The organism is Paraoerskovia marina DSM 21750 (assembly GCF_000701465.1).
Taxonomy (GTDB): domain Bacteria; phylum Actinomycetota; class Actinomycetes; order Actinomycetales; family Cellulomonadaceae; genus Paraoerskovia; species Paraoerskovia marina.
Window position 1 is genome coordinate 951,494 of record NZ_JNIY01000003.1, and the last position, 13,747, is coordinate 965,240.

General features: G+C 71.4%; 14 protein-coding genes. 11 read left to right on the forward strand and 3 right to left on the reverse strand.

Features of this window, described 5'->3' with window-relative positions; translation table 11 throughout:
- Positions 1 to 44: 44 nt before the first annotated feature.
- From Q343_RS0104485 to deoC, 10 genes are all read left to right on the forward strand, one after another.
- Positions 45 to 1,589, forward strand: coding sequence for an ABC transporter ATP-binding protein (locus Q343_RS0104485; RefSeq protein ID WP_043109237.1), 1,545 nt, complete (start codon positions 45 to 47; stop codon positions 1,587 to 1,589).
- Positions 1,586 to 2,836: an ABC transporter permease gene (locus tag Q343_RS0104490; protein WP_029252392.1), complete on the forward strand. Its 1,251-nt coding sequence runs from the start codon at positions 1,586 to 1,588 to the stop codon at positions 2,834 to 2,836. The genes Q343_RS0104485 and Q343_RS0104490 overlap by 4 nt, the downstream gene beginning before the upstream one ends.
- The gene (locus tag Q343_RS0104495) at positions 2,833 to 4,107 is read left to right on the forward strand and encodes an ABC transporter permease (RefSeq protein WP_029252393.1); all 1,275 of its coding nucleotides are present in this window, start codon (positions 2,833 to 2,835) and stop codon (positions 4,105 to 4,107) included. Before Q343_RS0104490 ends, Q343_RS0104495 begins: the two co-directional genes overlap by 4 nt.
- Before the next feature lie 4 nt (positions 4,108 to 4,111).
- Complete coding sequence (locus Q343_RS0104500) at positions 4,112 to 4,519, forward strand: cytidine deaminase (protein WP_029252394.1); 408 nt, start codon at positions 4,112 to 4,114, stop codon at positions 4,517 to 4,519.
- On the forward strand, positions 4,516 to 5,817 hold the full coding sequence (locus Q343_RS0104505) for a thymidine phosphorylase (RefSeq protein ID WP_029252395.1): 1,302 nt from the start codon (positions 4,516 to 4,518) through the stop codon (positions 5,815 to 5,817). The genes Q343_RS0104500 and Q343_RS0104505 overlap by 4 nt, the downstream gene beginning before the upstream one ends.
- A complete protein-coding gene (locus Q343_RS0104510; protein WP_029252396.1) occupies positions 5,814 to 6,194 on the forward strand; it encodes a YidH family protein in 381 nt (126 codons plus the stop codon). The genes Q343_RS0104505 and Q343_RS0104510 overlap by 4 nt, the downstream gene beginning before the upstream one ends.
- An 8-nt stretch (positions 6,195 to 6,202) precedes the next feature.
- Entirely contained in the window at positions 6,203 to 6,556 is a 354-nt protein-coding gene (locus tag Q343_RS13845; protein ID WP_211248962.1) for a DUF202 domain-containing protein, read from the forward strand.
- Positions 6,557 to 6,617: 61 nt separating this feature from the next.
- Positions 6,618 to 7,286 carry a hypothetical protein gene (locus tag Q343_RS0104525; protein WP_155990626.1) on the forward strand — a complete coding sequence of 223 codons (669 nt, stop codon included), beginning with the start codon at positions 6,618 to 6,620 and terminating at the stop codon, positions 7,284 to 7,286.
- Positions 7,287 to 7,296: 10 nt separating this feature from the next.
- Positions 7,297 to 8,394, forward strand: a complete 1,098-nt coding sequence (locus Q343_RS0104530; protein WP_029252399.1) for an adenosine deaminase — start codon at positions 7,297 to 7,299, stop codon at positions 8,392 to 8,394.
- A complete protein-coding gene (gene deoC, locus Q343_RS0104535) occupies positions 8,391 to 9,113 on the forward strand; it encodes a deoxyribose-phosphate aldolase (RefSeq protein ID WP_043109242.1) in 723 nt (240 codons plus the stop codon). The genes Q343_RS0104530 and deoC overlap by 4 nt, the downstream gene beginning before the upstream one ends.
- 60 nt (positions 9,114 to 9,173) lie before the next feature.
- Here the strand turns inward: deoC and Q343_RS0104540 are convergent, their stop codons facing one another.
- Positions 9,174 to 10,928: a phospho-sugar mutase gene (locus Q343_RS0104540; protein WP_029252401.1), complete on the reverse strand. Its 1,755-nt coding sequence runs from the start codon at positions 10,926 to 10,928 to the stop codon at positions 9,174 to 9,176.
- A gap of 1 nt (position 10,929) precedes the next feature.
- The gene (locus Q343_RS0104545) at positions 10,930 to 11,778 is read right to left on the reverse strand and encodes a purine-nucleoside phosphorylase (protein WP_029252402.1); all 849 of its coding nucleotides are present in this window, start codon (positions 11,776 to 11,778) and stop codon (positions 10,930 to 10,932) included.
- Between the two features lie 60 nt (positions 11,779 to 11,838).
- Between Q343_RS0104545 and Q343_RS0104550 the strand changes: the two genes are divergently transcribed.
- Positions 11,839 to 13,263: an NAD(P)H-quinone dehydrogenase gene (locus Q343_RS0104550; RefSeq protein WP_043109244.1), complete on the forward strand. Its 1,425-nt coding sequence runs from the start codon at positions 11,839 to 11,841 to the stop codon at positions 13,261 to 13,263.
- A gap of 15 nt (positions 13,264 to 13,278) precedes the next feature.
- Here the strand turns inward: Q343_RS0104550 and Q343_RS0104555 are convergent, their stop codons facing one another.
- Entirely contained in the window at positions 13,279 to 13,734 is a 456-nt protein-coding gene (locus Q343_RS0104555; RefSeq protein ID WP_029252404.1) for a hypothetical protein, read from the reverse strand.
- Positions 13,735 to 13,747: the final 13 nt, after the last annotated feature.

The window sequence follows — 13,747 nt, forward strand, 5'->3', positions numbered from 1 at the left end:
TTTGATTCAGGTCGCAAAGCCGCGACGCCCGGAAGGAGGGCTCCGTGAAGCTCGAACTGCGTGGCATCACCAAGAGGTTTGGCCCGCTGGTCGCGAACGACCACATCGATCTCGTCGTCGAGGAGGGCGAGATCCACGCCCTGCTCGGTGAGAACGGAGCCGGCAAGAGCACGCTGATGAACGTCCTGTTCGGCCTCTACACGGCGGACGAGGGCACGATCCTCCTGGACGACGAGGTCCGTGAGTTCGACGGCCCGGGCGACGCGCTCCGTGCCGGCATCGGCATGGTCCACCAGCACTTCATGCTCGTGCCCGTCTTCACGGTCGCCGAGAACGTCATGCTCGGCCACGAGGAGACCCGCGGGGCCGGGCTGCTCGACCTCGACGCCGCCCGCGAGCACGTCGTCGCGCTCTCCAAGCGCTTCGGGTTCGGGCTCGACCCCGACGCCGTCGTCGAGAACCTCCCCGTGGGCGTCCAGCAGCGCGTCGAGATCGTCAAGGCGCTCGCCCGCGACGCCAAGGTGCTCATCCTCGACGAGCCGACCGCGGTGCTGACCCCGCAGGAGACGGACGATCTCATGGAGATCATGCGTCAGCTGGCGGCGTCCGGTACCTCGATCGTCTTCATCACGCACAAGCTGCGCGAGGTGCAGGAGGTCGCCGACCGGATCACCGTGATCCGTCGTGGCGCCGTCGTCGGGACGGCGGAGCCGACCGCGCCCGTGGGCGAGCTCGCCGACATGATGGTCGGCCGCGCCGTGTCGCTCGGTGTCGACAAGGCACCGCCGCAGCGCGGCGAGGAGACGTTCCACGTCTCCGACCTGACGGTGATCGACGGGGTCGGCAACCGCGTGGTCGACGGCGTCTCGTTCTCGATCGCCCAGGGCGAGATCCTCGCGGTCGCCGGAGTCCAGGGCAACGGGCAGACCGAGCTGACCGAGGCGATCCTCGGCGTGCAGGAGTCGGCCGGCGGGTCCATCACCCTCGACGGCCGCGAGCTGCGCGGCCTGCGCCCCGACCAGGTGCTGACCGCGGGCGTCGGGTTCGTCCCCGAGGACCGGACCGTCGACGGACTGGTCCTCGACTTCACCGTCGCCGAGAACCTCGTCCTCGACCTCGTCTCACGGTCGCCGTACTCCAAGGGCGTCGCGATGAACCTGGCCGCGATCCGCAGCAACGCGGATGAGCGGATCGACGAGTTCGACATCCGCACGCAGGGACCGGCCGAGGAGGTCGGACGGCTCTCGGGTGGAAACCAGCAGAAGGTCGTCATGGCGCGCGAGCTGTCGCGCTCGCTGAAGCTGTTCGTCGCGAGCCAGCCGACGCGCGGCGTGGACGTCGGCTCGATCGAGTTCCTGCACAAGCGGATCGTCGCGGAACGCGACGCCGGCACCCCCGTGATGATCATCTCCACGGAGCTCGACGAGGTCGCCGAGCTGGCCGACCGGATCGCCGTGATGTACGAGGGGACGATCGTCGGAATCGTCGACGCGGACACGCCTCGGGAGGTCCTCGGCCTCATGATGGCCGGCGTCCCGTTGGAAACCGCCCGTGAACGGGCCACGCAGCACGAGGGAGACGACCAGTGAGCGAGACGACAGCACCGCCCCCTGAGTCCCAGGCGCCGGTGCCGGACAAGAACCTTCCGGAGCACACCGCCGGGACGGGCAGCCGGGCGTCGCAGGTGCTGCGCGAGGTCGCGACCGGCGGCTTCGGCGTGACGGTGCTCGCGTTCGTCCTCGCGCTCGTGGTCGGGGCGATCCTGATCCTGCTCGTGGACCCGGACGTCCAGGAGGCTGCGGGCTACATCTTCGCCCGGCCCTCGGACTTCTTCGGCGCGGCCTGGTCGGCCGTCTCGGACGCGTACTCCGCGATGTTCCGCGGCGCGGTCGTGAACTACCAGGCGACCGACGCCGCGGGCTTCTTCCGGCCGATCACGGAGACGATGACGCTCGCGACGCCGCTGATCATCGCGGCCCTCGGTGTCGCCGTGGCGTTCCGCGCGGGTCTGTTCAACATCGGTGCCCAGGGCCAGGTGATCATGGGTGCGACCCTCGCCGGGTTCCTGGGCTTCACCTGGAACCTGCCGGCCGGCATCCACCTCCTGTTCTGCCTGCTCGGCGGCATCATCGCCGGTGGGATCTGGGCCGGGATCGCCGGGTTCCTCAAGGCGCGTACGGGTGCGCACGAGGTGATCGTGACGATCATGCTCAACTACATCGCGCTGTACCTCCTGCAGTACCTGCTGACCACGAGCGCGTTCGCGACGGGCAACCAGCCCAAGTCGCCGAGCGTGGCGTCGAGCGCCCAGCTTCCGCTCCTCCTGGGCGACGGCTTCCGGCTCAATGCCGGCTTCCTGCTCGCGATCGCCGCCGCGGTGTTCGTCTGGTGGCTCATGACCCGGTCGACGATCGGCTTCCAGTTCCGGGCCGTCGGCTCGAACGCGCACGCCGCACGGACCGCCGGCATGAACGTGACGACCACGTTCATCCTCGTCATGGTGGTCTCGGGTGCCCTCGCCGGCCTCGCCGGTGCGACGCAGGTGCTCGGGACGGAGAAGTTCCTGACCGACGGCATCGCGGGTTCGCTCGGGTTCGACGCCATCACCGTCGCCCTGCTCGGTCGGTCCAAGCCGATGGGGATCTTCTTCGCCGGCCTGCTCTACGGCGGGCTGAACGTCGGCGGGCGCGTCATGGAGGTCTCGACGGGGACACCGATCGACATCGTGCTCGTGATCCAGTCGCTCGTCGTGCTGTTCATCGCGGCACCGCCGCTCGTCCGGGCGATCTTCCACCTGCCTGCACCGCGCGGTCTCTCGAAGGGAGTGGCGGCATGACCACCACCATGGATGTCCAGAACTCCGCGGCAGTCAAGACCGAGCCGTCGCTGCGGGTGCCGATCGTCCTCGGGGTGCTGGGCGTCGTCGCCCTCGTCCTCTTCGGACTGCTCGGCCCGGCGGGCGCCGTCACGACGTTCCGCATCTCCACCGGCGCGGACGCCATCCAGATCCCCGCGCTGGAGCTCCCGACCCGGGCGACCGGGATCGCGCTGTCGATCGTCATCCTCGCTCTCGCGGTGTACTCGTTCATCCTGGTGCGCGCCGGCCGAAAGACGCCGACCTGGCTGCTCGCCGTCTTCGGTGTGCTGTGGGTGCTGACGTTCCTCACGTGGGCGGTCGCCGACAAGTCGACGTCGATCGTGAGCCTTCTGCAGGGCTCTCTGCTCCTCGCCGTCCCGTTGGCCTTCGGCGCACTGGGCGGTCTGCTGAACGAACGCGCCGGAGTCGTGAACATCGCGATCGAGGGGCAGCTCCTGACCGGCGCGTTCGGTGCCGCGGTCTTCGCCTCGATCGCCGACAACGCCTACGTGGGCCTGGTCGCGGCGCCGTTCTTCGGGCTGATCATCGGGTCGATGCTCGCGCTGTTCACGGTCAAGTACCACGTGAACCAGATCATCGTCGGTGTCGTGCTGAACGTCTTCGCGGTCGGTCTGACGACGTTCTTCTTCGGGTCGCTGCTGAAGGACAACGCGAGCACGCTCAACTCGCCGCCGCGTCTGGGCGTCATCGACATCCCGATCCTCTCGGACATCCCGATCATCGGGCCGGTGCTCTTCCGCCAGTCGATCCTCGTGTACATCCTCTACGTCGCGGTGATCCTCCTGACGATCGGTCTCTTCCGGACCCGGTGGGGGCTGCGCATGCGTGCGGTCGGCGAGTATCCGAAGGCCGCGGACACGGTGGGCATCGACGTCGAGAAGACCCGGTGGCACAACGTCCTCCTCGGGTCGATGGTCGCCGGCCTCGGCGGGGCGTTCTTCACGGTCGGCTCCGTGGGGGCCTTCGGCGAGGAGATGACCGCCGGCAAGGGGTACATCGCCCTGGCGGCCCTGATCCTGGGGCGCTGGAACCCGGTCGGCGCGCTGCTGGCCGCTCTCCTGTTCGGCTTCGCCGACAAGCTCCAGCAGGTGCTCGGTGTCCTCGAGACGCCGATCCCGAACCAGTTCATGCTGATGCTGCCGTACATCGTGACGATCTTCGCCGTGGCAGGGCTGGTGGGCCGCGTCCGCGGTCCGGCAGCCGCCGGCGAGCCGTACATCAAGGGGTGAGGCCGTGAGCGCGACGAGCACGGAGCCCGACTGGGACGCCCTGCGCGCCGCCGCGCGTGACGTGATGGACCGCGCCTACGCCCCATACTCGGGATTCCGGGTCGGGGCGGCGGCGCTGGTCGACGACGGCAGGACGGTCGTCGGCTGCAACGTCGAGAACGCCTCGTACGGCGTGACGCTGTGCGCGGAGTGCGCGCTCGTCGGCGACCTCGTGGTCGGCGGCGGCGGGCGTCTCGTCGCGTTCACGTGCGTCGGCGGCGACGGATCCGTCACCATGCCGTGCGGGCGCTGCCGCCAGCTCCTCTGGGAGCACGGTGGCGCCGAACTGACCGTAGAAACCCCCCGCGGGCTGCGAGGCATGGCAGAGATCCTGCCGGACGCCTTCGGGGCCGAGGACCTGGAGCGAACATGAGCACCGAGAGCCACGACGCCGTCGACGTCATCCGTACCAAGCGTGACGGGGGAGAGCTGAGCCCCGGGCAGATCGACTGGGTGATCGACGCCTACACCCGCGGGATCGTCGCCGAGGAGCAGATGTCGGCCCTGGCCATGGCGATCCTGATCAACGGGATGAACCGCGACGAGATCTCCCGGTGGACGGGCGCGATGATCGCCTCCGGCGAGCGGATGGACTTCTCGAGCCTCTCGCGCCCGACGGCGGACAAGCACTCCACGGGCGGCGTCGGTGACAAGATCACGCTGCCCCTCGCGCCGCTGGTCGCCGTCTTCGACGTCGCGGTCCCGCAGCTCAGCGGGCGTGGCCTCGGGCACACGGGCGGCACCCTCGACAAGCTCGAGTCGATCCCCGGGTGGCGGGCGGCGCTGTCGAACGAGGAGATGCTCGCGCAGCTCGACGGCGTCGGTGCCGTGATCTGCCAGGCCGGGTCCGGGCTCGCCCCCGCGGACCGCAAGCTCTACGCGCTCCGGGACGTGACGGGCACGGTCGAGGCCATCCCGCTCATCGCCAGCTCGATCATGAGCAAGAAGATCGCCGAGGGCACGGAGGCACTCGTCCTCGACGTGAAGGTTGGGTCCGGCGCGTTCATGAAGGACCTGGAGAACGCGCGTCAGCTGGCACGGACCATGGTGGACCTCGGCACCGACGCGGGCGTGCGGACCGTGGCGCTGCTGACCGACATGTCGACACCGCTCGGGCTGACGGCCGGCAACGCCCTGGAGGTCAGGGAGTCGGTCGAGGTCCTGGCCGGCGGCGGGCCGTCCGACGTGGTCGACCTGACCGTGGCTCTGGCCGTCGAGATGCTCGCGGGCGCGGGTCGGCCGCAGTCCGAGGACGACGTGCGGGCGGCGCTCGCCGACGGGCGTGCCATGGACGCGTGGAAGGCGATGGTTCGGGCGCAAGATGGAGACCCCGACGCCCCGCTGCCGGTCGCCCGGCACCAGGACGTCGTCCGCGCCGACCGCGACGGCGTCGTCTCGCACCTGGACGCCTACGGCGTCGGGGTGGCGGCCTGGCGCCTCGGCGCCGGGCGCGCTCGCCGCGAGGACCCGGTCCAGGCCGGGGCCGGGGTCGAGCTGCACGCGAAGCCGGGCGACACCGTCCGTGCCGGTGACCCCCTGATGACGCTGCACACCGACACGCCGGAGCGGTTCGCCCGCGCGCACGAGTCGCTCGCGGGGGCATGGGGTGTCGGCGACGGTGCCCCGGGCCGCGGGCCGGTCGTCATCGACGAGGTACGGAGCGAGGGATGAGCGATCCCGAGGGCCGGAAGCCGACCTCCGTCTACGGGGTGGGCACCGACCCGGACGCACGGTTCAGCCTCGCCAACGAACGCACCGCGCTCGCCTGGGTCCGCACGGGCCTGAGCCTCGTCGCGGGTGGCATCGCGCTGACGTCGTTCGCGACCTTCGCGGACCTGTCGAGCGTGCTGGACGTCGTCGCCGGGATCGCGTGCCTGTCCGGCGGCGCCGTCGCGTTCTGGTCTCTGGTCGCCTGGCGACGCAACGAGCGTGCGCTCCGTCTCGGGCAACCGTTGCCCCAGCCGACCGTCCTGCCGGTCCTCGTGACCGGCGTCGTCGGTCTGGGCATCGGACTTGCCGTGTATGCGGTGATGGCAGCCCTGCAATGAGGATGTCGTTGCCCCGGCGACGTCGAGACCCGCGGTTCCCCGGGGAGCCGTGGGATCCGGGTCTGCAGCCCGAGCGCACGGCACTCTCGTGGCAGCGCACCATTCTTGCGATGGCCGTCGGGGCGATGGTCCTGTCCGCGACCGCGGTCCGGCTCGACCAGCCGGTCCTCACCGTCCTCGCCGCCCTCGTCGGCGTCATGGTGCTGGTCCCGGCGATCTTCCGGAGCCCCGACGGCGGGATGCCGAGCCACGGCCGGCTCCGGTCCTGGTCCTTTCTGGTCCGGCTCGCCGGGCTCGTGATGGCGCTCGCGGTTCTCGGTGTAGCCGTGACGGTCGTGTCATTGATCGACATGACCGCGTGACGTGCCTCGGTCCCTCTCGGACGTGCTCGTCCGGTGCGGCGGCGGGCGACGGCCGGTACCTTTGCCCCCGTCGTCATGCAGCGACCTGCCCGAACATCGACGGCCCGTCGACCCGGTACGACAGGTCGACGCGACGACCTGCGGCGCGGCGGTCCTCGCCGTCCTCGCGGTCGCGGGTGGCGATCTCTCGACGGCAACCGGCCGTCAGCACGACCTGCGACGACGGGCGACGTCGCTCGTGGTGGGCGCACCCTGGCCACGGGCCGGCGGCATGCAGGCCTGGCCACGGGCGCTCGGGATCCCGCCGTGGGGGCTGGCGCGCGAGGCGCGGTACGGGCCCGTGCGCTACCGGCACCAGGTCGTCGCGGACGACACCCCGCGCGGTCGCCGGGCACTGCTCGAACTCGCGGACTGGGCCCGCGTGGGAGTTCCCGTGCCCCTCTACGTGGGTGGGGACACGCGCGGGGGCGCGGCTCGCGCGGTGCCGCGGCACGTCGTCCTGCTCGTCGACGTCACGGGGCCGGTCGGCCGCGCGACCTGGCACCTGTACGAGCCCTCGTCCGGGGCGATGACCTCGGTTCGCGAGGAGCACGTCCTCGGGCCGGGGCGAGAGGCTCTCGCCGCGCGGCGGCGGGCCTGGGGAGGATGGTGGCGGATCGCGTGGATGCTCGTGCCGGAGATGGCGCAGAACACCCACGACAGGACGCGCACGGGCCCCTGCGGCGGGTAGCGTAATGGCCATGACACCAACCGAGCTTGAGGCGCAGATCGCAGCCTTGCCCAAGGTCGTGCTCCACGACCACCTCGACGGCGGGCTCCGGCCCCAGACCGTCATCGAGCTCGCCGCCGACGTCGGGCACGACCTGCCCGCGGACGGCGCCGAGGCCCTGGCGACGTGGTTCGCCAACTCCGCCGACTCGGGATCCCTCCCGCGCTACCTCGAGACGTTCGACCACACCATCGCGGTCATGCAGACCGCCGACGCGCTGCGTCGCGTCGCCCGCGAGGCTGTCGTCGACCTCGCGACGGACGGGGTCGTGTACGCCGAGCTGCGCTGGGCGCCCGAGCAGCACCTGCAGCGCGGTCTGAGCCTGCAGGAGACCGTCGACGCCGTCCAGGTGGGCATCGAGGAGGGCATCGCCGTCGCCGCCGAGGCGGGCAGGGGCATCCAGGTCGGCCAGCTCGTGACGGCGATGCGCCATGCCGACCGCTGGACGGAGATCGCGGAGCTCGCCGTCGCCAACCGGGAGAACGGCGTCGTCGGCTTCGACATCGCCGGCGCCGAGCTCGGATTCCCTCCCTCACGCTTCCCGGAGACCTGGCGCTACCTCGCCGACCAGAACTTCCCCGTCACGATCCACGCGGGGGAGGCCGACGGCGTCGGCTCCGTGGCGGAGGCCGTGCACCTCGGCCAGGCGACCCGCATCGGGCACGGCGTCCGGATCCTCGAGGACGTCGCGTTCGACGAGAGCACCCGGACCGCGACCCTCGGCCCGCTCGCGAACTGGGTCCGTGACCACCAGATCACCCTCGAGGTCTGCCCTTCCTCGAACGTCCAGACCGGTGCCGCGACCTCGATCGCGGACCACCCGATCAACCGGCTCAAGGAGCTCGACTTCGCGGTGGCGCTCAGTACCGACAACCGGCTGATGTCGCGGACCTCGATGACGCAGGAGATGACGCTGCTCGTGCAGGAGTGCGGGTGGACCATCGACGACCTCGCGGACGTCACGCTGACCGCCGCGTGGAGCGCGTTCATCCACCACGACGAGCGACGGGCACTCGTCGACGACGTCGTCCTGCCCGGTTTCCAGAAGATCGAAGGAGCACAGCTGTGACCACCACCCCTCTGGACCGGGCGTCGCTGGCGAAGTTCGTCGACCACACCCTCCTGACCCCCCAGGCCACCCACGCCGACGCGGCCGCACTCGTGGAGGAGGGGGTCGAGCTCGGCGTCTTCTCCGTGTGCGTCTCGCCGACGATGCTGCCGTTCGACCCCGCCACCACGCGAGAGCGCGGGCTCGCCGTCGCGACGGTCTGCGGCTTCCCGTCGGGCAAGCACCACAGCTCGATCAAGGCGGCCGAGGCAGAGCTCTCCGTCAAGCACGGGGCGGACGAGGTCGACATGGTGATCGACGTCGGCGCCGCGAAGGCCGGAGAGTTCGACGCCGTGCGGTCTGACATCGCCGCGGTGCGAGCCGCGGTGACCGGCGGCCGGATCCTCAAGGTCATCATCGAGTCGGCCGCGCTGACCGACGACGAGATCGTCGCCGCCTGCCGTGCGGCGGAGGCTGCCGGGGCCGACTTCGTGAAGACGTCGACGGGCTTCCACCCCTCCGGTGGTGCGTCGACCCACGCCGTCTCGCTGATGGCAGAGACCGTCGGTGGCCGGCTCGGCGTGAAGGCGTCGGGCGGGGTCCGGACGCTCGCCGACGCGCTCGCGATGATCGAGCACGGCGCCACGCGGCTCGGGCTCTCCGGGACGGCGAAGGTGCTCGCCGGGTTCGACGAGGAGCCGGGCTCGGCACCGGTGAGCGAGGAGACCGGCGGCTACTGACCGTCGACGAACGAGCGGGGCCGGGAACCGTGAGGTTCCCGGCCCCGCTCGTTCGTTTCCCTAGAGTCCCAGGCTCGCCCGGATGTCGGCGCCGACCTGGTCGAGCTGGTCGCGCGCCTCGCGGCGGGCGGCGGACATGACCTCGTGGTCGGCCTCCGCCGCGACGGGACGGACGACCTCGAGATAGCACTTGACCTTCGGCTCGGTCCCCGACGGCCGCACGATCACCCGTGTCCCGTCCTCGCAGTGCAGGACGATCCCGTCCGTGGGCGGCAGGTCGCCGTGCCCGGCCGAGAGATCGACGATCTCCGTGACCCTGGAGCCGGCGAGCGTGGCGGGAGGCTCGTCGCGCAGCCGCTGCATGGTGGCAGGAATGAGGGAGAGGTCGGAGAACCGGGCCGAGACCTGGTCGGTGACGTGGAGCCCGTGGGCACGCGCCAGGTCGTCGAGCGCGTCGACGATCGTCCGTCCCTCGCGGGCGAGACGGTCGGCGAGCTGGGCGATGACGACGGCGGCACTGATGCCGTCCTTGTCCCGGACCGACTCGGGGTCGACGCAGTAGCCGAGAGCCTCCTCGTAGCCGAACACCAGACCGTCGGCGCGGGAGATCCACTTGAAGCCCGTGAGCGTCGTCGTGTGCGTGAGTCCGTGCGCCCGGGCGATCGGACCGAGGATGCGCGACGACACCACGGAACTGGCGAGCGTGGCACCCGGAGTCCCGTCGAACCGCGCGGCGATCTCGCTGCCGAGCAGCATCCCGACCTCGTCGCCGTGGAGCATCCGCCAGCCGCTGCTCGCTGCCGTCTCGGTCCCACGGTGCGTTCCGGCTCGGGGGTCGAGCACCGCGACCGCGCAGCGGTCCGCGTCGGGGTCGTTCGCGATCACCAGGTCGGCGTTCGTGTCCTGGGCGAGACCGAGCGCGAGGTCGATCGCCCCGGGCTCCTCCGGGTTCGGGAACGCGACCGTCGGGAAGTCGGGGTCCGGGCTCTCCTGCTCGGGGACGGGCACGACTTCCGTGAACCCCGCCTCGGCCAGCGCGGTGGCGAGCAGCGGTCCGCCGACGCCGTGGAGCGCGGTCGTGACGATCTTGAGGCGCCGGTCCTCGTCGGCGGTGAGCGTGCCGACCCGGTCGAGGTAGGCGCGGACGACCTTGTCGTCGATCAGCGACCACCCGGTCTCGGCCCGGGGCACGTCCACGGCGTCGGGTGCCGCCGCGATCCGGGCGGCGATCTCGGCGTCGTAGGGCGGGACGATCTGGGCGCCCTCGCCCGAGCCGCCGACGGCCCGACCACCGAGATACACCTTGTACCCGTTGTCGGCCGGGGGGTTGTGGCTCGCCGTGACCATGACTCCGGCGTCGGCGTCGAGATGGCGCACGCCGAAGGCCAGGAGAGGGGTCGGCAGCGCGCGCGGGTAGAGGTCGACGTGTGCGCCGGCGGCCGTGAGGACGGCAGCGGTGTCAAGGGCGAGCTGTTGGGACCGGTGGCGGGCGTCGTATCCGACGACGACCTTCGGTCGGTCCACGACGCTCGACAGGTACGCGCCCAGCCCGGCTGCGGCGCGGATCACGACGGCGCGGTTCATCCGGAGAGGTCCGGCGCCCATCCGACCGCGCAGGCCGGCGGTGCCGAACTGCAGGGTGCCGCTGAAGCGGTCGGCGAGGTCGGCGAGGATCTCGGCGCGTGCCTCGTCGTTGCGGGGGTCCGTGGACTCGACGCGCGCGAGCAGGTCCTCGAGCTCCGCACGGTCGTCCGGGTCGGGGTCGGCGGCGATCCAGGCACGGACCCGCTCGAGCAGGGCTGTGGTCGGTTCCATGTCAGACCTGCTTCGCGATGGCTGCGAGCAGCGCGCTGATCCGGGGGCCGGCCTCGCGACCTGCCTCGATGACCTCCTCGTGCGAGAGGTGCGTCGCACTGATCCCCGCGGCGAGGTTCGTGACGAGCGAGATCCCGAGCACGTCCAGGCCGCAGTGCCGGGCGGCGATGGCCTCGAGCGTCGTCGACATGCCGACGAGGTCGGCGCCGAGGACACCGGCCATGCGGACCTCGGCCGGGGTCTCGTAGTGGGGCCCGGGGAACTGGGCGTAGACGCCCTCGGGCAGTTCCGGGTCGACGGAGCGGGCGATCTCGCGCAGGCGGGCGCTGTACACCTCGCTCAGGTCGACGAACGTCGCGCCCTCGAGCGGCGAGGTGGCCGTCAGGTTGAGGTGGTCCCGCAGGAGGACCGGGGACCCCGGCTTCCACGACGGGTGGAGCCCGCCGCACCCGTTGGTCAGGACGATCGACTCGACGCCCGTGGCCGCGGCGGTCCGTACGCCGTGCACGACCCGTCGGACACCGCGACCCTCGTACAGGTGCGTCCGCGACCCGAGGACGAGGGCGTACCGGACCTGGCCGTCCGCCCGCTCGATCCGGATCGAGCGGGTCGTCGCGCCGTGCCCGGCGACCGCGGGCTTGCTGAACCCGGGGATCTCGTGGCTCGGGATCTCTGCCACGGTCTCGCCGACGAGGTCGGCCGCCGCGCCCCAGCCGGAGCCGAGGACGAGGGCCACGTCGTGGCGGTCGACGCCGGAAGCCTCGGCGATGTAACGCGCTGCTTCCTGTGCGACGTCAAAAGGGTTCACCGCGGGGTCGTCCAGGGTGTCGTGTGCGTGCGATGTGGTCATGGTTAGAGGCTAGTCGCTCCTGCGCGGATCGCCCGTCCGGATGCTGACACAATAGGCGCCGTGAGTATCGAGACCCCACCCCAGAAGTCGAGCCGCGTCGTCATCCTCGGCGGTGGCCCCGGAGGATACGAGGCGGCGCTCGTCGCCCACCGTCTCGGAGCGGACGTGACCGTCGTCGAGCGCAACGGGCTGGGTGGTGCCGCGGTGCTGACCGACGTCGTTCCCTCCAAGACGCTGATCGCCACGGCCGAGTGGATGACGAACGCCGAGCAGGGCGCCGAGCTCGGTGTGCGGCGCGGCGAGTCGCGGCCGGCCGACGTCGCGAGCGAGCACTTCGTCGACCTCTCCGTCGTCAACGCGCGGGTCCGCAGCCTCGCGACGGCGCAGTCCGCCGACATCCGGTCCCGGCTCGAGCGTGAGGGCGTACGGGTCGTGATCGGCGAGGGGCGCCTCGACGGGCCGAGCACCGTGGTCGTCGACGGCGAGGACGGGACCGAGCGGCTGGACGCTCACGTCGTCCTGCTCGCGCTCGGCACGACGCCGCGGGTGCTGTCGACCGCGCTCCCGGACGGCGAGCGCATCCTCACCTGGACGCAGCTGTACAACCTCGAGGAGATCCCGAAGCACCTGATCGTCGTCGGCTCGGGCGTCACGGGCGCCGAGTTCGCCGGGGCGTACCACGCGCTCGGTGCCGACGTGACGCTGGTCTCGAGCCGTGACCGCGTCCTGCCCGGGGAGGACGCCGACGCGGCCGAGCTCATCGAGGGGGTCTTCCGCTCGCGCGGGATGCGGGTCGAGTCCCGCATGCGCGCGGAGGCGGCCGAGCGGACGGCCGACGGCGTGGCGGTCACGCTCTCCGACGGCCGCGTGATCGAGGGTTCTCACGTGCTCTTCGCGGTCGGCTCGATCCCGTCGACCGACGGGATCGGCCTCGCCGAGGCCGGTGTCGAGCTCACCGAGAGCGGCCACGTCCGGGTCGACCGTGTCTCGCGGACCACCGCCCGCGGGGTCTACGCGGCCGGAGACTGCACGGGGGTCCTCCCGCTCGCCTCGGTCGCCGCGATGCAGGGCCGCGTCGCGATGTCCCATGCCCTGGGTGACGCCGTCAGCCCCATCAAGACGCGCAACGTCGCCGCGAACATCTTCACGGCGCCGGAGATCGCGACGGTCGGGTACAGCGAGAAGCAGCTCCAGGAGGACGGCGCGAAGTACGTCACGGCGACCCTCCCGCTCGCTCGGAACCCGCGTGCCAAGATGCAGGAGATGCACGACGGCTTCGTCAAGCTCTTCGCCCACCCGGACGCCGGCATCGTCCTCGGCGGCGTCATCGTCGCGCCTCGGGCGAGCGAGCTGATCTTCCCGATCACCCTGGCCGTCTCGCACCGTCTGACGGTCGACGACGTCGCGGACTCCTTCACGATCTACCCGTCGTTGAGCGGGTCGATCGCCGAGGTGGCGCGCATGCTCCATCCGCGCCACCCCTGACCCGGGGCCGTCCGGCTAGCTGAAGTCGACGACGAAGCGACCGTCCTCGGTGCGCAGGTCGTGGAGCTCGACGCCCTTGGTCCGGACGACCGAGGCGAGGTCGACGAGGAACTCGTCGGAGGAGTCGCCGCGACGGACCGTTCCGGCGGGCAGGCCCCGCGCACTGAGCTTGCGCTCGAGGATCGGCATCGCCATCCCGACCAGCTTCTCCAGGGGCAGGCGGCGGGCGCTGACGGCGATGCCGATCCGCGCGATCCCCGCGTCGAACCCGCGCAGGGTCGCGGAGACCGCGACGACGGGCGCGACCTTGGCCGCGAACCGGATCGCGGTCGGCGGGTTCTGGATCTCGGCGATGGCGACGTCGGCCTCGACCGTCGGCGCGGTGCCGCGGACGTTCTTGACGATGGGGGGAAGGATCTTGGCCTGGCGGCCGAGAGTCGCGAGATCATTGACGGTCAGACGGAGTTCCATGGCACCCAGTTTA